Here is a 20,557-nt window from a genome sequence, read left to right as displayed (position 1 = left end):
GTGCAACATCCTATTCCCTCCCGTTCCTCTTTCTCTTGTAATAAAAATATCGATCTATCGCGATTCCTCCAATTGCAGAAATGGCCGTTGCTATTATGGTCGGAAAAACGATGTCCGTCGGGGAGTGGGAATCGTAATTCATGCGGATAGCAATGACAGTAGTTGGAATCAACGTTACGCTTGAGGTATTGATGGCTAAAAAAGTGACCATCGAGCGGCTGACCGTTGCTTTTCCCCCATTTAGTTTCTTTAGCTGTTCCATGGCTTTTATACCAAGAGGCGTAGCTGCATTCCCCAATCCGAATGTGTTTGCCATCATATTGGAAAGTATATACCCCATAGCGGGATGATTAGGAGGCACTTCAGGGAATAGCCATCTCATGAACGGCTTGAACAAATTGGATAGTTTATCCAACAACCCCGATTCCTCCGCTATTTTCATCAAACCCAGCCAAAAGACAAGTATGCTCATCAGTCCCAGGCAAAGGGTGACCGCTTCCTTTGCGCTGACAAATAGAGCTTCATTCACCTGATCCATCGTCCCATTAATCATGCCAAAGACAATACCGATCACAAACATCCCGACCCAAATGTAATTAACCATTGCGTCCGATTCCCAAAACCGCTTCAAATACCTCAGCCCATGAAGATTGGAATGATTGTTGCTTGAAGCTTTCTTTTGATTCCCCATAAAAAATCGAACGAGTACCTATTTTCTTTCCATCGAGATAGATGGATGCTCTGCCGACCACTGCCGGGATTTTCCTTTTATCCTTCCAAGCCCTCTGTGGCTTCAACAATTTCATTTTCACATTGACCAACTTTCTCTCTTCTTTTGTCAGTGGGTACGAAAAATCATTTTTAATGTAGACATGCCCTTTATATATTTTATTTTCCATATTCTTTACCATGCCTTCAGGTAAAATTTCTGTTGGCTTATAATCCTTAAATGCGGATTCGTACATTTGAATATGATCATTCCAATCATCCGGACCATTCAATGTCACAGCAATCAGGTCATGCCCGTTTTTTGTTGCGGTCGTGACCAAGGTACGTTTTGCTAGTTTGGTATACCCTGTTTTCCCCCCTGTGCAATACTCATACAATTGTGTAAGTAGGCGGTTTTTGTTCTTCCATACATAATCCCATTGTTCTGTGGAATTAGGTGCCCTGTGTTCCTTTGTGCCAGCAATCTTTGCATACGTTTCATTTTGCATGGCATAACGAGTGAGTATGGCCATATCATATGCGGTTGAATAATGGTTCTTCGTATTATCCAAACCATGTGGATTTGAAAAATGGGTATTTTTCATCCCGATTTCTTCCGCCTTCTGATTCATCATCCACACGAATCCATCCAGGCTTCCACCAACCTTTTCACTGATTGCGACTGCTGCATCATTACCTGAACGAAGCATCAAGCCATAAACCAAATCTTCGAGCTTAATTCTTTCTCCTTCTTTTAAATAAAGTGACGAGCCCTCCGTCCCGAAGGCATTGCTGCTCACCTTCACTGTTTCATCCATTAGTCCCGATTCAATAGCCAAGATAGCTGTCATTATTTTCGTAATGCTTGCTATACGATTCTTTTCATGAGCATTCACTTCATATATGATCCTTCCGCTATCCTCATCCATTAAAATCGCACTATGGGCACTTACGGATACATTTGCATTGGCGCTTTGTACGGGTGCCATAAAAGACAACAGGAGAATGACGATACACAAACTTGATAACCCTTTATATGGAAAACGCATGAGTGCCCCCTCGTCTCTTTACTTGTTTTTGTACAAGTTTATGCAAATGGACAAGGGTTATGAATAAAAGAATGTAAACCTTCATGATATCTATTGATTTTCAACATAAAAAAAATCGATAGGGGCCCCTATCGATTTAGTGTTCTATCATACTAATAATGCAGCGATTTCATCAATTTTCTTAGCTCCGAATACCACTTCTTCATCGTTGATGATCATGGCCGGCACGCTCATGACTTTATATTTCTTCTTGATTTCCTGGAAATTGCTTATATCGACCATTTCAGCTTCAACGTTAGGGTTTTCAATCGCAATGCGCTGTGCACCGACTACAACGTCTGGACAGTAGTGACATGCCAATGAAACCATGACCTTAATGTTCGCTTTTTTACTAATTCCCTTAATTGAATTCAATACGACTGAATCCAATGCTTGACCAGGTCCGGCCAAGTTATAGATAGCCAAAATGAAGGAATTCAACTCATGGCCGCCTGGTACACCGTGGTATTTGACGCCACTGTATTCACCATTCGAATTTAAGAGGGAAACGACAGGGAACTTATCTGCATTGATTTTTTCTTCAATTTCCGGACTTTCCCCCTTGTTGTATAACTCAAGATGCAGCTTGTCTCCTAATTCCGCAACATCCAACAAGAAGTCTCGCAATTCGACTGATTTTGGCAAACTTTCATCGACGATGGACACCAATGTTACTTCGCTCTCCATCTTGCCGAAGATTCCCTTTAATTGGCCGCGTAACGCATCACTTAATAAAGCGCTTTTACCTGCCGGGACAGCGGCCTGTTCTTTTTTCGCCGGTTTTTCAACTTCAGGTTCATCTTTGATTCCTAGGCGATCTTTTTCTTCTTCAATATATTTACCGGCATCCGTTGCTGCAATCGCTCCATCAGATACAGCTGTAATAATCTGGCGCAAGGATTTTGGCCTTAGGTCGCCCGCTGCATAGACCCCTTTCACATTAGTCTTCATATCATCATCGGTTAAAATGTAACCAGCATGATCCATTTCGATATGGCCCTTGAAAATTTCTGTTTTCGGCTCATAACCTATGAAAACGAATACTCCAAACGTACTGTCTTCTTCCTTCGCCTTATATTCAAATTCTTCTTTAGTCGCATTATTGATGAAACGGGCACTTTGAATCATCCCGTCTCCATATACCCCAAGGATCTCCGTATTGAATTTCACTTCAATCTTATCATTTGCCATTACTTTATCCACAATGGACGGGGCACACGAGAAGCTTGATTCCCGGGCGATGATTGTAACTTTTGTAGCAAAGCGTGTCAGGAATATAGCTTCTTCAGCGGCTGCATATCCTGCCCCGATAACGAAAACTTCCAACCCTTCAAAGAATTCACCATCACATGTTGAACAATATGCTACACCGCGGCCAGTAAATTCCTCTTCACCTGGAAATCCTAGTGTTCTTGGAGAAGCACCCGTTGCAATGATGACGGCGCGGGCATGGTAGTCCCCTCCAAGGGTTTTAACGACTTTCACCTCACCGGAGAAATCCACGCCCGTTACATCAGCTTTGGCGAATTCAACGCCAAAATCTTCGTTTTGAAGCTTCATTTCTTCAACTAACCTAGGGCCCGATATATGGCGGATACCAGGATAATTGGCTATTTCCGATGTAGTTGCAGCTTGACCGCCGCCAGTTCCTTTTTCAAGAATTATTGTTTTTAACTTAGCTCTTCCTGCATAAACGCCGGCTGAGAGGCCTGCAGGTCCGCCACCAATAATTAATAAATCATATATTTTTTTCATCTTTTGTGCTCCTTGCTGAATGATAATACGTGCTAAACTGATTATTTTAAAAAACAAAAGGCACTTATTTTAGATAAGTGCCTTTTGTCATAAGATCTTGTAGGACGAGTTGTCCCAGTAATCGTAATCAATGCTAGGTATGTCCATTACCTTTAGAAATGGACCATCCCATTAAAAATTAAAGTTTACCTACAAGGTCTAGGCTTGGTTCAAGAGTAGCTTCACCTGGAGTCCATTTTGCAGGGCAAACTTTATCTCCATGTTCCGCTACGAATTGTGCAGCTTGAACTTTTCTTACAAGTTCTTCAGCATTACGGCCAATTCCTAGATCATTAATTTCGTATGCTTTAATTTGTCCTTCTGGATTTACGATGAAAGTTCCACGTAGAGCCAATCCATCTTCTTCAATCAATACACCGAATTGACGGGATAAAACGTTTGCTGGGTCAGCTAGCATTGGATATTGGATTTTACCGATTGTATCAGTAGCATCAGCCCATCCTTTGTGGCTGAAATGAGTATCTGTTGAAACTGAGTAAACTTCACAACCAATTTCCTTGAATGTTTCATAGTTATCTTGAAGATCAGCTAATTCAGTTGGACATACGAAAGAGAAGTCAGCTGGGTAGAAAAAGAATACTGCCCATTTTCCTTTAACATCTTCAAGTGTAACTTCTTTGAATTCTCCTGCATGGTAAGCTTGTACTTTAAAATCTTCAACTTGTTTATTGATCAATGACATAATAAATTCCTCCAATAGCTAATTTTTTTATCTGCTCCTGTTTATAATAATTATTAAATAGAAACTAGTCAATAAATATACCTTAATAATTTTTAAGTTCACAATTTGGTCACACTTTTTATATTGATATAAATTAATTATTTTTAAAAACCCATAGTACTTCAAAGTAGCATATTTAACACATTTCCAATGTTATTTCAAGGATTTAAGTAAGACACATGCTCATTATTTCGTGAGATGATATCATCTCCTTTTCAATCTAATTATAATATCCAAATGAGAATCATAAGTCGCTTCCAAATAAAATTTGCAGCTCCCCCTTCATATCCTTCCCATATTTTCCCTAAAAAATTCTTGATACAAAATTTCAGGCAAAAAAATACGAACCCTCACGGCTCGTATTTTTGTAATTGGTTCTCCAAAGACTTTCCTATATTGTATTCAGTTATTGCTTTTTCCAAATAAGCTTTTTCGCTTCAGTGAACCTTACGGCTGTTTTCGGCCAGTTTACAACGTCCCACCATTTATCCACATAGGCTGCCCGATTATTTTTATATTGCAGGTAATAAGCATGTTCCCATACATCAAGCACAAGGATTGGGATCGTATCCCACTGGGTCAAAACCATATGCAATTCCGATTGAAGTATTTCTAGCCGCCGCGCACGCGGAACCCAGACTAAAATCGCCCAGCCAACACCTTCTACTTGTTTGGCAGCTTCACTAAAATGACTTTTAAAAGCTGCAAAGCTTCCAAAATCCGTCTCAATCTGTTTGAGTAAATCCCCCTTTGGCTGTCCGCCCCCTCCCGGAATCATCTCTTCCCAGAACAGTGTATGGAGATAATGGCCTGACCCATGAAAGGCCGCTTCCTTTTCCCAATGTTTCAACAACGAAAAATCTCCCGTTTCCCTCGCTTTTTTCATCATCAATTCCGCTTTATTCAGCCCATCGACATATGCTTGATGATGCTTATCATGGTGCAGATACATGATTTCCCTCGAAATCGTCGGTTCCAACGCATCATAGGCATAAGGTAACGGCGGTAGCGTATGCTTCCCAATTGGCACTGATTGCCTATCCTGTATACTGAATTCTCTAGCGAGTTCTTCAATTTCCTCGTAGACCCGAGCCATCTCTTCTTCAATCAGGACCATATCCTCATAATCCATTTCTTCCTCATCCATATCTTTTGTCAACTGGGAAAGCCGTTCAATATTTGACACCAATGGCGAATCGGTGATATCGATTTTCTCAAGATATTCCATCACTCCATCAACCCAATCACTTACCTCTTTAGCATAATCTCTTTCATCAGACATCTTGCAACCTCCTCTTAACCTTTATGCACATAAATCATCAAAGTATTTTATGTTTCGATTAAGCAGAGATTCCATTTATAGCTAAAAAAAACAGCTAGGCCTCTTAAGCCCAGCTGTTTCATTATCTTGACTGTAACATTTTCGTCCGGTAATCCGTTTCATAAAACTCCAATTCTTCACGCATGGTCTGGAATCCACTTTCCACGGCCTTCATAATGGATATTATGCTGTCAGGTACACTTTGGTGAAATTTAATCGAGTTTTTTCCTGTATAGGCAGATCTGCTGTCCTCAAACCACCGATCTGATTTTGGGGAAAAGTATTCTTCGATACATTGATGATAAACTCTATAAAGCGTCTTTTCAGCTGCAGCTTTATTGAAAACATCATTTTTCAGAACGATTTGGGAAGCCTCCAAGCCCTCTTCACAACTTACAAGCATTCTTCTTAAACTAGAAAGGATTCCTTTATAATAGGTTTCATCCCCGCTTTTTTCCTCTTGCAGCTTAGAATAGGTCGTCTCATTTATAAATTCTTCTAGTTGAGCCACTGTCGTTTCTAAAAACCCTTTTACATCCTCAAGCTGAGATTTTACCAATGTATTCCCCAACCGTGAACCCTCCTCAAAATGATTAAGATTGAATATAATAGTCAACATGTGACTCTATATCATATGGTTTAGCTTGGTCAATAGATATAAACACTTTCTCCAATTTTTCAAAATCTATATTTTCGAAATAACCAGCCATCTCTTTTTCTGCATTTATATAAATACGTTTTCGGTTAACCAGGCTCGGGTCTTTAAGTAGACAGACCATGGCAATGATATCAGCCATATAAATATCTCTGTTAGGGCTTTTGAATATAGGATTGGCGGGATATGGGGTCCAACGGGTGACCATCTCATCAAAATAGCGAAGATACAGTACATTCAGCGTCTTTTCTTCTCCATCCCTTATGTATTGTATAACGGATCGATTAAAGAAGTCCTCAGGTGAATTTGACTTTTCCTTTTCAAGGCCAAATCCATTGCATGCTACAATTCGCACCCGCAATCCCCCCGCATTCATTTTTTTCTATATTATCACAATTTAATGAAAAATGTTATTCGATTGTTTGCTGAAATTTTTCAAAAAACAGATCGGCTTCACCATTTTCAAAGCTATCATCCGAATTATCTGCAAGAGGCGGTAATTCATCAATGGAATTCAGGCCGAAGTAATCCAAAAACTCTTTTGTTGTCCCATATAAATAAGCCCGGCCTGAGCCTTCAGCACGTCCGACCTCCTTTATTAAGACTTTAGTGACAAGTGTATGAATGGGGCGTTCCGTTTTCACTCCGCGAATTTCATCAATTTCAGCTCTAGTAATCGGCTGCTTATAGGCAATGATTGCGAGTGTTTCCAAAGCCGCCTGGGACAATCCTTGAGTGCTTGATGTTTCCACCAGCCTTTTCAAGTAATCCGAGTGCTCTTTCTTTGTCGTCATTTGATAAACACCCGCTATTTCGATCACCTGAATCCCGCGTACATCCGATATATATTCTTCCTTTAAACTTTCAACGATGTCCGTTGCTTGATATTCCGTAATTTCCAGGACAGAGGCAATTTGTTTGACGGATAGCCCTTCATCTCCGGCAGCAAACAATAATGCCTCAAGAATCCCTTTCCAATTAATAACTTCCAACTGGTTCTACACCTTCCTTAGCAGCAATCATGATATCCGAAAAATTATCTTCCTGTTCAACGATGATTTCATTTAATTTCATCAGTTCCAGCACCGCCATAAAAGTGATGACGATATGCTCTTTAACCGGGAGCGAGAACAGTTCAAAAAAACTTTTCTTTCCTTTAATCGATTGTAACTCAATCATGATTTCATCCATTCGTTTCTCTATCGATATCTCTTGTTTCGTTACCTTCGTGTAAAGCGGCTTTTGAATTTTTTGCCTTCGCAGCAGTTTTTGAAGAGCCCCCAACATATCGTATAGACTTATATTCAACTCTTGCTTATCACTTTCCGCTTCTTTAACATAAACTGATAAATCACTTGGGGGTTTGGTGAAAATCAAGCTTCTTTCTTCTTCCAACCCTTTAAATTCTTCGGCTGCATTTTTATACTTTTTATATTCTAATAGTTTTTCCACAAGCTCATCCCGTGGATCTTCCTCAAATATTTCCCCATCTTCATCAATCATTAGTTCATCTTCATGCTTTGGAAGCAACATTTTACTCTTGATGGCAAGCAGCGTTGCAGCCATCACCAGATATTCGCTGGCGACATCCAATTCCAGATGCTGCATCGTATGGATGTAACTTAAGTATTGATCTGTAATATCAGCCATCGGAATATCGTAGATGTCTATTTCCAGGCGATTAATCAAATGCAGAAGTAAATCCATCGGTCCTTCGAAAGCGTCAATTTTTATATTATAACCCATTAAATTACCTCATTTAAATCTAATTGGCCGATATAGACCTATTTCTTTTACTAATCAAGTATAGAGGATTGCCGCCCTTTATCCAAATAATAATTTACTGACCTTAGAAAAGTTTTTATTTGGGATTACCGTCAAATGGGTCGGTGCCCAATCACATTCTGAAAACCAACATAACCTAGAAATGTAAGAATAGCAGAACAAAGGAGGTACTCATTATGGGTGCAGGTGGTTTTGGAAACGGCGGCGGATTCGCGTTTATTGTAGTATTGTTCATTTTATTAGTTATCGTCGGTGCTTCTTGGTGTTAATTGAAGACTGATGAATCAAGCTGATTGCCTTGCAATCGGCTTTCTTTATTTTCCAGAAAAAAAATTCTATGCTAAACTTAGTGAGTGTACATAGCGGGTGTTAAGCTATAAGAAATTGCTTTTTGCCTTACTTTAGATGATTCCATCAAACAAAAGGGGTGCTCCTATTGAATTACGCGGAAGACTACCTTTCTTTTCTTGTCCATTTCCATGGGCCAAGGGATTACTTCGAATGTCATGAAATTCTTGAAGAATATTGGAAGGAAACTGCACCAAAAGAGCGTGACTCTCATTGGGTCGGGCTCATTCAAATTGCGGTTGCCCTCTATCATGATCGCAGGGGAAACAAAAAAGGAGCTGCAAGGACCCTGTCTAAAGCCCTGGCAAATCTCCACCTTAAAAAGGCCGAGCTCCTGAAGTTGGGACTCGATCCAGAACGACTGTTCAAATTGCTCGAGGACACCCATGAGCGAATGTTATCACAAAAGCCTTATAAAAGCATTAATCTGCCGATAGCCGATCAAAGCTTGATCGAAAAATGCCAGTCCATCTGTTTGCAAGAAGGATACTTATGGGGTACAGATAGCGACATGGCTAATTCCTCAATAGTTGATAAGCATCTAATGCGTGACCGTTCAGATGTCATTTCTGAAAGGGCTCGGCAGCTATCCCTTCGAAAAACAAGAATGGAGGACCGCCCTTAAAGGTGGTCCTCCATTCAAGCTTTCATATTCAAAAATCTTCACACCTGTCAAGAAAGCTTTCCGTAAACTCATTTGCTTTTAATTCTTTGTCAGGATATTGCTCCTTGATGGCCCTGACCATCGTTTTACCGATACCTTGCTTCCGGAAGGATGGATTTACGGAAATATGTTGTATCTCAATGTGGTTTGGAGAGACTTCTATCCCGATCAAGCCCGTAATCTCTTCATCTTTCCATAAGAACAGCTGTAGATTTTCATCCGTTTCATAATTCTTCATCGTATTCCGAAGCGTTTTTATCTCTTTTTCATTTGGCATGAAAGATAATAATCCCATGGCAAACTTCTCATAACTTTTCTTATACTTAATCAACATAATATCCCTCGTTACTAAATAACGTTTTTATTATCTTCCTGTTTCCATTTAATTTGCTTTGAATAATAATCCTCACATATATCATTTACATCATACATAAAAACCTCGTTCGTTTCAACATCACTTTCAGCACTTGATTTAACGATGTGCTATGTGCTAAGCGATAAACAGCCAATATACGATTCCCCACATCAAAGCGATAATAAGCATCATAAGTAAAAGAGTCTTATTACTTTTCCTCATCCCATACTCCCTTTATGAATGGTCCCAATATTTAAATAACGAATTCATTCTACTATATCTTAACACAATCTGACAAATATCCTTGCAATCTTGCTTCGATTTTACTACATTGGTAAAGTGAGTGATCTAGGTTCATAGAGAAACAAAGATACACCCAACTACTTCGTTAAAAGAACGTAGCGCCTTGGGCTATATAAATTTTTTTCAGGAAAATATGTATCTTTTTTATCCTTTGTTTCGTCAAATACTATGAATCTGATTTAAAGTGCCGCCCTTTTAATTGAAAGATTCCCAATTCAGCAGGAAAAGTTAAGGAGGATTATCATGAAAAAAACGAATAAATGGGTCATTGTGACCATTTTGTTATGTCTATTATTGCCATATAAAGCTTTTGCAGATGCAGCTGTTGGTGAAATGGTCGTCACACTTGGTGAGAATTTGACAAATGAACAAAAAAATATGATTTTATCAGAAATGAAAGCACCAAACGATGTTGAGGTTCTAACGGTTACAAATGCGGAGGAACATGAATACTTAGGAGACTATATCGCTAGCCGTCTGATCGGTACAAAAGCGATTTCATCTTCTGCCATTACTTTGGAGGAAAAAGGTACCGGACTTAAACTGGAGTCGAAAAACATTAACTGGGTTTCCGATGAAATGTATATCAATGCACTGGCAACTGCTGGAGTAAAAGATGCTACCGTTTATGTCACAGCACCTATACCCGTTTCCGGTACAGCGGCTTTGACAGGAGTCATTAAAGCCTATGAAATCTCTGCCGACAAGAAGATTCCTGAAGATGTGAAACAGGCAGCGAATGAAGAAATGGTGAAAACAGCAAAATTGGGTGACGAAATCGGTACAGAAGAAGCTTCTGCACTGGTTACGAAAATCAAAGAGGAAATGGCTGCAAATCCACCAGCCAATACTGAAGAGGTCCGCGAGGTTGTCGAGTCTTCAGCAAAAGACCTTGGAATCACCTTAAATGATGCTCAAGTTCAAAGTTTAATTGATTTATTCAATAAGCTAAAAGAATTGGATATTGATTGGAACGCTGTCGGTGATCAGCTTACTGCAGCTAAAGATAAACTTTCAAATTTTCTTGAATCCGAAGAGGGTCAATCATTTCTGGATAAATTGAAAGAAGTCTTCATTAGTTTAATAGACGCGATCAAGTCACTTTTCAGCTAAATCAAATAAAAAAAGGATGGCAGTGGCCATCCTTTTTTCTATTCTTTTGTGACGACTGCCGCTTCATGAAGGGCCAAATCCAAATGGATAAGATCTTCGTACGTCTCGCGTTTGATGACCAACCGGGCTTCTCCATTTTCGGCAAAGACGACAGCCGGTCTTGGAATCCGATTGTAATTATTCGACATGGAATATCCATATGCCCCTGTACAAAATACCGCCAAGACATCACCGCGGCCGGCTTTTGGCAATGGTAAATCCCAAATCAACATATCTCCGCTTTCACAGCATTTCCCGGCAATGGACACTGTCTCTTCTACAGGGTCAAGCGGCCGGTTTGCAAGGATGGCATCATATTTCGCTTCGTAAAGAGCGGGACGTATATTATCACTCATGCCCCCATCAACGGCAATATATTTACGAACATTAGGAACTTCCTTTTCAGAACCGACCTTGTACAGTGTCACTCCGGCGTCTCCGACTAATGAACGGCCAGGTTCGATCCAGATTTCAGGCATCACTAAATCAGAATCAGCAATCAGGTTCTGCACTTCCCTAACGATTTCCTCAACATATTGAGACGCCGGTAGCGGGTCGTCCTCTTGTGTATACCGAATCCCGAACCCCCCTCCAAGATTCAATACCTTTGGTTGAAACCCTACCGAGCCGTGCCAATCATTCAGCTTGCCGATAATTTTTTTTGCTGCAAGAAGGAAACCGGTCGTTTGAAAGATCTGGGAACCGATATGACAGTGAAGCCCCAGCACTTCGAGGAATTCACTTTGCAGCGCTTGCCGAAGGGCAGCTTCGGCCTGGCCGTTAATAAGGTCAAAACCAAATTTCGAATCTTCTTGCCCTGTCAAAATATAATCATGCGTATGGGCTTCGATACCTGGTGTTACACGAAGAAGGATTTTCACCTTTTGTTCACGGTTTGTACAAATTTCTTCCAACAGTGTCAACTCTGAAAAATTATCGACTACTATACAGCCAATGTCATGATCCAAAGCCATATGTAGCTCTTCATCACTTTTGTTATTTCCATGAAAATGAATTCGTTCTGTTGGGAAATTTGCCTTAATTGCCGTATACAATTCCCCTGCTGAGACAACATCGAGAGAAAGTCCTTCTTGCTCTGCCAACTGGATCATGGCAATCGAAGAAAAGGCCTTACTTGCGTAAGCAACTTGAGCTGAAATCCCCAATTCCTCAAAAGTTCTCTTGAACCCTCTTGCCCGTTCGCGAATTAGCTCTACATCATAAACATATAATGGTGTTCCAAATTGCTCGATCAATTCGATCGTGTCCACTCCGCCAATCTCCAGATGTCCACGTTCATTTACACCGCCGGTTCCGTACAAATGCATGATAGCCTCACCTTCCTGACTTAAAACTAAAGATTAATTAGAAATGAGGCAGCCACAAATAAAGAAACCCTGCTGTAAAAGGTCCTCTATATGAACAAGCCTCATCCGAATCGATATCCCATGTAAATATTGTTCTCTATGACTGCTTGGTAGTTCGAAGGGAAAGACAGATTGGTTTAAACTCCAAAGAGTCATAGTAGCTCTATCTCTTTGTGAAGCCTAACAATACCTCTTTATCCGAATAAAATTAAATTACCACAACTTTTCGACAACATCAACCTTTAGATTTTCTCGGCTGCCTATATAGATCCTGGGGATGTACAATACTCGGACGTTCTATTGTACCAGGATAAGGTCTTCTTAATATTATATGTGACAAGGCCTTTGGCTGAAACGGGAGAAGCGGCCATAAATAAGGCGTATTTAACGTTTTTATACTAGTAAGCATAATAATGTAGAGTGTGATGCCTATGACTAGGCCAGGCACTTTAAATAAAGCGACCAATACTAGCAGGACTAAACGGGAAATTTTATTTGCAACTCCTAGTTCTAAACTTGGAGTGACAAATGTACCGATTGTCGCTACGGAAGCGTAGAGAACCACCTCAGGAACAAATAGGCCAACATCTATCGCTATCTGCCCTATCAAAACTGCCGCAACCAAGCCCATTGCCGTAGAAAGCGGGGTCGGGGTATGAACGGCTGCCATCCTTAAAAATTCTATCCCAATATCGGAAATGAAGATTTGGATCACAATGGGTATATGCGTTTTTTTATTCGGCCCGATATACTCGAACTTCTCCGGCAGGAGGGAAGGCTCTAAACAAAACAATAACCAAATCGGCAGCAAGAATAACGAAACGAAAATCCCCAAAAAACGTACCCAGCGCACCAAGGTTCCAACAGCAGGTGCCTGCCGATACTCCTCAGCGTGCTGCATGTGATGGAAAAGAGTGGACGGAGTAATGATGACACTCGGTGACGTATCCACATAAATAAGGACATGCCCCTCAAGTAAATGTGTTGCAGCTACATCTGCCCGTTCCGTGTACCTGACAAGCGGGTATGGGTTATATCTTTGCTTGACGATGAACTCTTCGATCGTTTTATCAGACATCGTTATGCCATCAACCTCAATACTATTCAATTCCTTACGAACGATATCAATCAAATCAGGATCGGCAATATCTTTTATGTAGCCGATGGATATATCCGTTTTCGACCGTTCCCCTACATGCAACATTTCGAAACGTAATCTTTCATCCCTGATTCTCCGTCTTGTTATCGCTGTGTTAATGATGATATTCTCGACAAAACCGTCCCTTGATCCACGGACGACTTTTTCCGTATCGGGTTCTACTGGCTGTCTCCCGGGATAACTCCTGACATCCACAACCAATCCTATTGGTTTACCATCAACAACAACGACTATTAAACCGGATAATACCTGATCAACAAGCTCATCCATCGTCTTTATTTCCTCAACGGATTGGTGTACAAGCAAGTCTTTGACTACATCAAAAACTTTAGTAGACAAGATTTCCGCATTTTTGTTATGAATAAGAGAATCGAGGATTGCAATGATGTACTCTGTATCCGTCAGTCCGTTTATATAGTAAAGATGCACATCTTTTCTTAGGACCTTTATCCTTCTTACACCTAAGTCGAAGCTGACACCTAGACCTACATTCTTTTCCATGTACGCGTCAACTTCCGCTACCCTATTCGGGATCGGTTTCATGTTTTCAGGTTTTTCTGAAGTCATCATGACCACTCCTTTCCAATATGATTTCCACCGCTAGCTTCGTTATCGGTGCTCCTCTTTTAAAATCGTCCTGATGGGACATTTTACCAATATCCCCTATCCCCACTACTATGGGAACATGTAATTGATCGATACAATACACCGTATCTCCAGTTATCTTGCCGAGTTCAAATTCTTCGGCGCCGTATTTATCAACCCCGTTCGGTGTCAGGTTACCATCACGGTCAATACAGATATCCACCTTTGTCCATTCTTCCCTTCTAGTCTTTGAAGCGACCGCTATCACACCAAGGACATTAATATCAGGGTGACCGGCAACTACCTTCATTGCCTGTTCGCCTGATCCTTCACCGATAAAACCGCTATCATCAAACATGACCAATACAGGATCATACTTTGCCTTTTTTATTAATTCAACTAGCTCCAAGCCCGTATATCGTGATGGATTACCTTGGGACATGGAGATACACCTTCCCCCTATTTCCTTGGCTACATGCTCGACAGCACGTTTTGCATACTCATCTCCATCCGTAATCAATATCACTTTTCGTTTGGTCACCATCTTGGGCCTACCTTTCATCATCAGGAATAGTTACCTCATAAACTTATAAATCCACTAAATAAATCCATTGGAATAATGATCCGGCTATTTTTCCCAATACGAGTGCCATTAACAGATAAATGATTTTCTCTTGAATTCCGATTCGCTTTGACAGAACCGGAAATACATTCAGGACTTCAGTTAAGGCAGCAGCAAGCATTCCATTAAATATCCCGTCAGCCAATCCGATCGGAATTAATAAAAAATATGGGAGGGAAAATTCCGTTTCCTGTAATCCTAACCATGTTCCTGCGACAACGCCGGAAATGATGGCTCCTTCGTAGTAATGAATCATCTTCATTGTTTTTGTCAGCTGAGTCAGTCTCGGAATCACCCCAAGTACAGTTAAAAACGCTACAAAACCGGCACCTGTTGCAAAACCCCCGGCTAAACCGACAAAGATTCCAAAGATAATTTTACCGGTCATCAAGGTGGCGCACATTCTCCTTATTTTCATTCATGATTACATAACTGTCCAAATCCTGCTGATAGTTGAACATTTCAACCTCGAGCGGACTAGGTTCCTCATTGAAGCGTTTTTTAAAAAAGTGATTAAAAAATAGAATCATGCCCATACCAAGGCCGAAGCTATATGGGATTTGGATCAATAACGGCTTATCGTCCACTTTTCCCGTGATTATAGTAAAGATTTTTTGATGCACTTCTCCCATGCTGACATCCACATGAAAATTCATGATCGTCATCCCGCCGCCGACAAATAACAAAAACCAAACTAAGGCGAATGTCAGGTATGACATTTTCTTTTTCGAGAGGATGATTTCGATGATCGTTTGGGAGGGCCCGAATGTATCCAGTTCAATAGTCGGATCCATCTTGCGGATGGCCACGATAACTTGAGCCAAATCAACGACAATAATATTCTTATCTTCCTTCTTGACCGTTAATAATATAATTTCTTCAATAATGGTAATCACTTCTTCAGGTCCGATTATCCTTGCAATATCTTTTATCCTCACCGTTTGATTTCCCTTTACTTGTACACGGTTCCTCATCCTGATATATACAACTGCCACTATCATCACATCCCGACCTTTTATTTCCTTATGCTAGTAGTATGGTTTGGAAACAGTTTGAAAATGCAGGAAGTGAACCATGTCCAAATATTACTAATTTGAAAACAAAAAAAGACACGCTGCAATGACAGCATGTCTTTTTGATTACATTCATATATTAATGAGTGGGGAAGAAAATCAGCTGAATCAAAAATATAAATCCAAAAATATAAATGAGAGGATGTACCGATTTTCCTTTTCCACTGAATACCTTCATAAGGGGATATGTAATGAACCCGATCGCAATCCCTGTAGATATACTTGAAGTAAGCGGCATCGTTAAAATGATAGCAAATGCCGGAAATGCCTCATCGAAAATTTTCCAATTTACTTTTGCCAGCCCTTCCATCATGAAACATCCTACAATGATCAAAACGGGAGCTGTGATTGCTTGAACTGAAGAAATTGCCGATATCAATGGAGAAAAGAAAATCGATGCAGCAAACAAGATTGCCACGACAGTAGCGGTCAATCCCGTACGTCCGCCTGCGGCCACTCCCGTGCTCGATTCAACATAGGCCGTTGAAGGACTTGTACCAAACATCGAGCCGACTGTTGTCGCAATCGCATCACCTAAAAAGGCTTTCTTGGCACGAGGGATTTTCCCATCCTTCGTTAGTCCAGCCTGTTCCGTCACACCAATCAAGGTTCCTGTCGTATCAAAGATCGTCACAAGTAAAAAGGCGAAAACAACTGAATATAATGAATTCGTGAAGACCCCAGCAATATCGATATCGAAAAATACCGGTGTTGGAGGTACAGATAAGACCCCATCAAAGTTGAGCAAACCGATAAAGTAGCCAATGATTGCCGTAATGATCATACCAATGAAAATTGCTCCTTTAATATTACGGGCCATAAAAATCAAAGTAATGAATAAACCTGCTAACGCTAAAACGGTTCCAGGCTGGTGCAAATCTCCAAGCGTCACCATCGTTGATTCATTAGGCACTACGATTCCAGCATTTTTCAATCCGATAAACGCAATGAATAAACCAATTCCGGATGTGATGCCATATTTTAATGAGTTAGGAATCGCATCAATTATCATTTTACGCAAGCTTGTCACGCTAATTAATAGAAATAGCAAACCAGCAATGAAAACCGTACCGAATACGGTCTGGTATGAAAGGCCCTGTGCCCCCACTACGCTGGCAAAATAAGCATTCAAACCCATCCCTGGTGCTATCGCAATCGGATATTTTGCAACAAGCCCCATGATAAGGGTACCAATCACCGCTGATATGACCGTTGCCATGAAAACTTGTTCAAATGGAATTCCGATTGAAGACAATAAAGCCGGATTCACAATAAGGATATAAACCATAGTTAAAAATGTCGTAACACCCGCCATGACTTCTGTACGGACATCCGTCCCATTTTCTTTCAGGGAGAAAAACTTTTCCAAAAACATATTTTAGACCTCCAGATCTAAAGGAAACACCGACAACCGTTTGCACGAAAGTACAAGGTGTCCTAATATTGTACTGCATCGACGTTTTTCCTGATCGTTATTCATTAAAAGAAAGATAAAAAAACGAATGAGAAACGCGACCTTTACTATAATATTCGTTTTTATTCCTAAATTCAACTAAAAATTCGCCCCCATTCATATTTTCGCCCTACCTGATAAGGAATCACTTTTACTTTTTCCTAAAATCAAGATTTATTTTCAGCTCAATAAAAAAACCACATGAATCACTGATTCATGTGGTTTTTCATTTGCTGAAGAATCTTCTTTTCCAGCCTTGACACCTGGACTTGGGAAATACCAAGCCTTGCCGCCACTTCCGATTGCGTCTGATCTTTATAATACCTCAGGAAAACAATCAGCCTTTCACGTTCATTCAATTCATGTATGGCTTCTTTCAAAGCGATTTGATCGAACCAGGATGTTTCATTATGGTCGGCAATCTGGTCAAGAAGAGTAATCGGATCTCCATCATTTTCGTAAACCGTTTCATGGATGGATGAAGGGCTCCTGCTAGCTTCTTGGGCCATGATGATTTCCTCTGGCGACAGCTCTAGATGTTCCGCCAATTCGTTGACAGTCGGAACACGGCCATTCGTCTTTGAAAGTTCCTCTTTGGCCCTGCGAATTTTATTCGCCATTTCCTTTAATGACCGGCTTACTTTAACCGTTCCGTCATCACGGATAAAACGTTGGATTTCACCAATGATCATAGGCACAGCATACGTTGAGAATTTCACTTCAAACGATAAATCAAATTTATCCACGGACTTCAACAGACCAATACAGCCTATTTGATAAAGGTCATCCGGTTCGTAACCTCGATTGAGGAATCTTTGCACTACTGACCATACAAGTCTTAGATTGCTGTTGACAATCAGGTTCCTCGCATCTTGGTCACCGCTCTGGCTGCGTTGGATTAAATTCCGCAATTCCTCATCTTTTAAATGGGGCTGGCTTTTCTTGCCCTTCTCGTTTTTAACCTCCACATCCATATGCAAGTCTCCCTTAATTGCACAAAGCTCTGCTTGTAGTTAAGTGCTTTTTTAATCGAATGATCGTGCCTTCGCCCTTGTGGGAAATTATATTGATTTCATCCATGAAGTTTTCCATGATGGTAAATCCCATACCGGAACGTTCAAGTTCGGGTTTTGTCGTAAATAACGGCTGTTTAGCCTCCTCGACGTCTTCAATGCCCAGTCCTTCATCCCGGATGGTCAATTCCACAGTATCGCCTTCGATGATCACTGAAATGTAGACCCAACCTTCCGGGTCACTTTCATAACCATGGATAATCGAATTCGTAACGGCTTCTGACACGACAGTCTTGATCTCTGTCAATTCATCCATCGTCGGGTCCAATTGGGCAATGAAAGCCGCAACAGTTACCCTGGCAAAAGATTCATTTTGGCTAAGTGCAGAAAATTTCGTTTCCATTTTATTTTTCATCTTAGGCAACCCCCAGTCTTTGCAAAGCGTTTTTTTCGGATAGTTCCATTTTAACAATTTTAAACAACCCTGACATCTCAAATAACCGCTTTACTGCTGGAGAAATTGCACAGACCACCATTTCACCTTGCTTTTTGTTTACCTGCTTATAGCGCCCTAAAATTACTCCGAGCCCTGAACTGTCCATAAAATCCAATTCTTCCATGTTAAGGATGATATGCTTGATATTATGCTTTTGAATGGCTGCCTCTGCCTGGTTTTTCAATTTTTCTGCTGTATGATGATCCAAATCACCTTTGAGACGAATGCACAATACGCGGTTTTTCGCCTCCATATTAATCGTAAGACTCATTATATACAGCCTCCTTCACTGTCTTATAAAGAGTCAAATTCTCTTTTTCACCTGCCGATTCCTCCTTACTAGCAAAACTAGTGGAGTTTCGCCTAAATTAGTACGATTAACAGGCAATGCGACAATTTATTCTATTTCGCCTGGGTAAACATGCCGAAAGCCCTTTTATACAATTGCCACCAGCTGGCATTTTCAACAGTTTCCTTCGCAACAATCGGAGATTCGACATACACCTTACCGTTTTTCTTCAATTCAAGCGTACCAATTTCATCCCCTTTTTTAATCGGGGCATCCAAATCTTTATCAAGTGTGATTTTTTTTGTAAAGTCCTTTGCCGTTCCATTTTTGGCAGTCAAAACTGAAATCGGTTCACTTGTGACTCCCATCACGGATTTTTTTTGTCCTTTACTTACCTTGGCTTCACCTAACACCTCGCCGCGTTTATAAATCGGGTATGTGATGTATTGTGAAAATGCATAATCTAACATCTTGGTGACCTGAGCGTTTCGTTCTTTTGGAGAAACGGCTCCGAAAACGACGGCAATGACACGCATATTCCCTTTTTTAGCAGTCGCTGTCAAACAATACTTCGCTTCATTTGTGAATCCTGTCTTCAATCCATCGACCCCAGGGTAAAATTTCACTAATCTGTTCGTGTTGACAAGCCAGAATTTCTTTTCGGTATTTTCACGGAGATAATCTTCATATGTACCCGTGAACCTTGTAATCGTATCATATTTCAATAATTCCTTTGCCATGATCGACATATCATGTGCCGAGCTGTAATGATCTTTAACAGGAAGGCCTGTTGCGTTTTGGAACTTTGTATTTTTCAACCCGAGATCCTTCGCCTTTTTGTTCATTTTCCTAACAAACTCTTCTTCCGATCCAGCTAGACGTTCAGCCATCGCCACCGATGCATCATTCGCCGAACCAATCGAGATGCCCTTGAGCATTTGTTCTGTGGTCATTTCTTCACCTGGCTCAAGAAAGATCTGGGAACCGCCCATCGATGCTGCATACTCACTAGTCCTGATTTTCTCCTTCATGCTAAGTTCGCCTTTATCGATCGCTTCCATGATCAGCAGCATCGTCATGATTTTCGTCATGCTTGCCGGTGAAAGACGAACGTCTGCATTTTTATCATAGAGAACAGTACCTGTATCCCGTTCAATCAAAATAGCGGATTTAGCATTTGCCGCCAATTCGATTCCTTTTTCTTCAGCTGCTTTTGTATGCGGGATGCTAAAACCCATTGCTACCAAAACGGTTAAAAATAGAGAAAGAATCCGCTTCATCTCCATACCCTCCAATCTTTATAGGTTTTATTTTTTCCATTAAACCCATTTTTATACAAATAAAGATGAATTTTGAAACATATATTGGATATAGGTAACAAAGTGAACCAAATTAAAAGAGGATGCGCATGGGCATCCTCTTTTAACATTCAATGGGATAAACGTAAAAAGGCCGCTCTTGAGCGGCCCCAGTTTGTAGACAAAAGGGGTTCGGAATTAAAAAATTCTGAACCCCTTTTGAAATTCCCTTTGAATTTTCGCCTAAAGTTAAGAGATTGGGGCTCTACGAGCCCACTATGTTAGGC

Annotated in this window: 23 protein-coding genes; 3 read left to right on the top strand and 20 right to left on the bottom strand. The window is 40.6% G+C overall.

The window, feature by feature from the left end:
* Positions 1-10: 10 nt before the first annotated feature.
* The 9 genes from ACFX4I_RS07590 to ACFX4I_RS07550 all read right to left on the bottom strand — a co-directional run bounded on the left by ACFX4I_RS07590 (position 11) and on the right by ACFX4I_RS07550 (position 8,054).
* Positions 11-604, bottom strand: coding sequence for a nucleoside recognition domain-containing protein (locus ACFX4I_RS07590; RefSeq protein ID WP_230302204.1), 594 nt, complete (start codon positions 602-604; stop codon positions 11-13).
* Complete coding sequence (locus tag ACFX4I_RS07585) at positions 597-1,757, bottom strand: D-alanyl-D-alanine carboxypeptidase family protein (protein ID WP_377419860.1); 1,161 nt, start codon at positions 1,755-1,757, stop codon at positions 597-599. Before ACFX4I_RS07585 ends, ACFX4I_RS07590 begins: the two co-directional genes overlap by 8 nt.
* Positions 1,758-1,904: 147 nt before the next feature.
* Entirely contained in the window at positions 1,905-3,551 is a 1,647-nt protein-coding gene (locus tag ACFX4I_RS07580) for an FAD-dependent oxidoreductase (protein ID WP_377419858.1), read from the bottom strand.
* Positions 3,552-3,729: 178 nt separating this feature from the next.
* A complete protein-coding gene (ahpC, locus tag ACFX4I_RS07575; protein WP_063233159.1) occupies positions 3,730-4,293 on the bottom strand; it encodes an alkyl hydroperoxide reductase subunit C in 564 nt (187 codons plus the stop codon).
* 445 nt (positions 4,294-4,738) lie between these two features.
* The gene (locus tag ACFX4I_RS07570; RefSeq protein ID WP_309518766.1) at positions 4,739-5,614 is read right to left on the bottom strand and encodes a superoxide dismutase; all 876 of its coding nucleotides are present in this window, start codon (positions 5,612-5,614) and stop codon (positions 4,739-4,741) included.
* A gap of 121 nt (positions 5,615-5,735) precedes the next feature.
* Positions 5,736-6,224 (bottom strand): DUF3907 family protein, encoded by a 489-nt coding sequence (locus ACFX4I_RS07565; RefSeq protein WP_377419856.1) that lies wholly within the window; start codon positions 6,222-6,224, stop codon positions 5,736-5,738.
* Positions 6,225-6,246: 22 nt separating this feature from the next.
* Positions 6,247-6,663 carry a hypothetical protein gene (locus ACFX4I_RS07560; RefSeq protein ID WP_309518765.1) on the bottom strand — a complete coding sequence of 139 codons (417 nt, stop codon included), beginning with the start codon at positions 6,661-6,663 and terminating at the stop codon, positions 6,247-6,249.
* Between the two features lie 55 nt (positions 6,664-6,718).
* A complete protein-coding gene (scpB, locus tag ACFX4I_RS07555; RefSeq protein ID WP_076365560.1) occupies positions 6,719-7,300 on the bottom strand; it encodes an SMC-Scp complex subunit ScpB in 582 nt (193 codons plus the stop codon).
* Positions 7,287-8,054, bottom strand: coding sequence for a segregation/condensation protein A (locus tag ACFX4I_RS07550; protein ID WP_309518764.1), 768 nt, complete (start codon positions 8,052-8,054; stop codon positions 7,287-7,289). The genes scpB and ACFX4I_RS07550 overlap by 14 nt, the downstream gene beginning before the upstream one ends.
* A 215-nt stretch (positions 8,055-8,269) precedes the next feature.
* On the opposite strand from ACFX4I_RS07550, the gene ACFX4I_RS07545 reads away from it, so the two are divergent.
* A complete protein-coding gene (locus ACFX4I_RS07545; protein WP_072273196.1) occupies positions 8,270-8,362 on the top strand; it encodes a YjcZ family sporulation protein in 93 nt (30 codons plus the stop codon).
* A gap of 167 nt (positions 8,363-8,529) precedes the next feature.
* On the top strand, positions 8,530-9,066 hold the full coding sequence (locus ACFX4I_RS07540) for a DUF309 domain-containing protein (protein WP_377419854.1): 537 nt from the start codon (positions 8,530-8,532) through the stop codon (positions 9,064-9,066).
* 28 nt (positions 9,067-9,094) lie between these two features.
* Here ACFX4I_RS07540 and ACFX4I_RS07535 read toward each other — a convergent pair whose 3' ends face one another.
* Positions 9,095-9,439 carry a GNAT family N-acetyltransferase gene (locus tag ACFX4I_RS07535; RefSeq protein WP_076365552.1) on the bottom strand — a complete coding sequence of 115 codons (345 nt, stop codon included), beginning with the start codon at positions 9,437-9,439 and terminating at the stop codon, positions 9,095-9,097.
* Between the two features lie 567 nt (positions 9,440-10,006).
* On the opposite strand from ACFX4I_RS07535, the gene ACFX4I_RS07530 reads away from it, so the two are divergent.
* On the top strand, positions 10,007-10,876 hold the full coding sequence (locus tag ACFX4I_RS07530) for a DUF1002 domain-containing protein (RefSeq protein ID WP_377419852.1): 870 nt from the start codon (positions 10,007-10,009) through the stop codon (positions 10,874-10,876).
* A 38-nt stretch (positions 10,877-10,914) separates the two neighbouring features.
* Here ACFX4I_RS07530 and lysA read toward each other — a convergent pair whose 3' ends face one another.
* The 10 genes from lysA to ACFX4I_RS07480 form a co-directional block, all read right to left on the bottom strand.
* Positions 10,915-12,243, bottom strand: coding sequence for a diaminopimelate decarboxylase (gene lysA, locus ACFX4I_RS07525; protein ID WP_098370824.1), 1,329 nt, complete (start codon positions 12,241-12,243; stop codon positions 10,915-10,917).
* Between the two features lie 274 nt (positions 12,244-12,517).
* Positions 12,518-13,984, bottom strand: a complete 1,467-nt coding sequence (locus tag ACFX4I_RS07520) for a spore germination protein (RefSeq protein WP_377420010.1) — start codon at positions 13,982-13,984, stop codon at positions 12,518-12,520.
* Between the two features lie 4 nt (positions 13,985-13,988).
* Positions 13,989-14,570 (bottom strand): stage V sporulation protein SpoVABEA, encoded by a 582-nt coding sequence (spoVAEA, locus tag ACFX4I_RS07515; RefSeq protein ID WP_098370826.1) that lies wholly within the window; start codon positions 14,568-14,570, stop codon positions 13,989-13,991.
* A gap of 43 nt (positions 14,571-14,613) precedes the next feature.
* Complete coding sequence (locus ACFX4I_RS07510; protein ID WP_377420008.1) at positions 14,614-15,036, bottom strand: stage V sporulation protein AB; 423 nt, start codon at positions 15,034-15,036, stop codon at positions 14,614-14,616.
* The gene (locus ACFX4I_RS07505) at positions 15,026-15,646 is read right to left on the bottom strand and encodes a stage V sporulation protein AA (RefSeq protein WP_230304085.1); all 621 of its coding nucleotides are present in this window, start codon (positions 15,644-15,646) and stop codon (positions 15,026-15,028) included. The genes ACFX4I_RS07510 and ACFX4I_RS07505 overlap by 11 nt, the downstream gene beginning before the upstream one ends.
* 154 nt (positions 15,647-15,800) lie before the next feature.
* Positions 15,801-17,096, bottom strand: a complete 1,296-nt coding sequence (locus tag ACFX4I_RS07500) for an NCS2 family permease (protein WP_230304082.1) — start codon at positions 17,094-17,096, stop codon at positions 15,801-15,803.
* Positions 17,097-17,380: 284 nt separating this feature from the next.
* Positions 17,381-18,148 carry an RNA polymerase sporulation sigma factor SigF gene (gene sigF, locus ACFX4I_RS07495; protein WP_230304083.1) on the bottom strand — a complete coding sequence of 256 codons (768 nt, stop codon included), beginning with the start codon at positions 18,146-18,148 and terminating at the stop codon, positions 17,381-17,383.
* Positions 18,149-18,161: 13 nt separating this feature from the next.
* Positions 18,162-18,602 (bottom strand): anti-sigma F factor, encoded by a 441-nt coding sequence (gene spoIIAB, locus ACFX4I_RS07490; RefSeq protein ID WP_053346844.1) that lies wholly within the window; start codon positions 18,600-18,602, stop codon positions 18,162-18,164.
* A gap of 1 nt (position 18,603) precedes the next feature.
* Positions 18,604-18,954, bottom strand: coding sequence for an anti-sigma F factor antagonist (spoIIAA, locus tag ACFX4I_RS07485; protein ID WP_034308142.1), 351 nt, complete (start codon positions 18,952-18,954; stop codon positions 18,604-18,606).
* A gap of 131 nt (positions 18,955-19,085) precedes the next feature.
* Positions 19,086-20,252 (bottom strand): D-alanyl-D-alanine carboxypeptidase family protein, encoded by a 1,167-nt coding sequence (locus ACFX4I_RS07480; RefSeq protein WP_283931898.1) that lies wholly within the window; start codon positions 20,250-20,252, stop codon positions 19,086-19,088.
* Between the last annotated feature and the right edge of the window lie 305 nt (positions 20,253-20,557).

It is taken from the genome of Peribacillus sp. YIM B13472, from assembly GCF_042788005.1.
GTDB lineage: Bacteria > Bacillota > Bacilli > Bacillales > DSM-1321 > Peribacillus > Peribacillus simplex_E.
The sequence above is the reverse complement of the archived record's forward strand: the minus strand, read 5'-3'. Positions and strand labels throughout refer to the sequence as shown.

What these genes read in the sequence shown, in the direction of transcription:
- ACFX4I_RS07590 (WP_230302204.1), bottom strand. Translation starts at nt 604, where the DNA reads ATGGTTAATTACATTTGGGTCGGGATGTTTGTGATCGGTATTGTCTTT.
- ACFX4I_RS07585 (WP_377419860.1), bottom strand. Translation starts at nt 1,757, where the DNA reads ATGCGTTTTCCATATAAAGGGTTATCAAGTTTGTGTATCGTCATTCTC.
- ACFX4I_RS07580 (WP_377419858.1), bottom strand. Translation starts at nt 3,551, where the DNA reads ATGAAAAAAATATATGATTTATTAATTATTGGTGGCGGACCTGCAGGC.
- ahpC (WP_063233159.1), bottom strand. Translation starts at nt 4,293, where the DNA reads ATGTCATTGATCAATAAACAAGTTGAAGATTTTAAAGTACAAGCTTAC.
- ACFX4I_RS07570 (WP_309518766.1), bottom strand. Translation starts at nt 5,614, where the DNA reads ATGTCTGATGAAAGAGATTATGCTAAAGAGGTAAGTGATTGGGTTGAT.
- ACFX4I_RS07550 (WP_309518764.1), bottom strand. Translation starts at nt 8,054, where the DNA reads ATGGGTTATAATATAAAAATTGACGCTTTCGAAGGACCGATGGATTTA.
- ACFX4I_RS07545 (WP_072273196.1), top strand. Translation starts at nt 8,270, where the DNA reads ATGGGTGCAGGTGGTTTTGGAAACGGCGGCGGATTCGCGTTTATTGTA.
- ACFX4I_RS07535 (WP_076365552.1), bottom strand. Translation starts at nt 9,439, where the DNA reads ATGTTGATTAAGTATAAGAAAAGTTATGAGAAGTTTGCCATGGGATTA.
- ACFX4I_RS07530 (WP_377419852.1), top strand. Translation starts at nt 10,007, where the DNA reads ATGAAAAAAACGAATAAATGGGTCATTGTGACCATTTTGTTATGTCTA.
- lysA (WP_098370824.1), bottom strand. Translation starts at nt 12,243, where the DNA reads ATGCATTTGTACGGAACCGGCGGTGTAAATGAACGTGGACATCTGGAG.
- ACFX4I_RS07520 (WP_377420010.1), bottom strand. Translation starts at nt 13,984, where the DNA reads ATGAAACCGATCCCGAATAGGGTAGCGGAAGTTGACGCGTACATGGAA.
- spoVAEA (WP_098370826.1), bottom strand. Translation starts at nt 14,570, where the DNA reads ATGGTGACCAAACGAAAAGTGATATTGATTACGGATGGAGATGAGTAT.
- ACFX4I_RS07510 (WP_377420008.1), bottom strand. Translation starts at nt 15,036, where the DNA reads ATGACCGGTAAAATTATCTTTGGAATCTTTGTCGGTTTAGCCGGGGGT.
- ACFX4I_RS07500 (WP_230304082.1), bottom strand. Translation starts at nt 17,096, where the DNA reads ATGTTTTTGGAAAAGTTTTTCTCCCTGAAAGAAAATGGGACGGATGTC.
- sigF (WP_230304083.1), bottom strand. Translation starts at nt 18,148, where the DNA reads ATGGATGTGGAGGTTAAAAACGAGAAGGGCAAGAAAAGCCAGCCCCAT.
- spoIIAB (WP_053346844.1), bottom strand. Translation starts at nt 18,602, where the DNA reads ATGAAAAATAAAATGGAAACGAAATTTTCTGCACTTAGCCAAAATGAA.
- spoIIAA (WP_034308142.1), bottom strand. Translation starts at nt 18,954, where the DNA reads ATGAGTCTTACGATTAATATGGAGGCGAAAAACCGCGTATTGTGCATT.
- ACFX4I_RS07480 (WP_283931898.1), bottom strand. Translation starts at nt 20,252, where the DNA reads ATGAAGCGGATTCTTTCTCTATTTTTAACCGTTTTGGTAGCAATGGGT.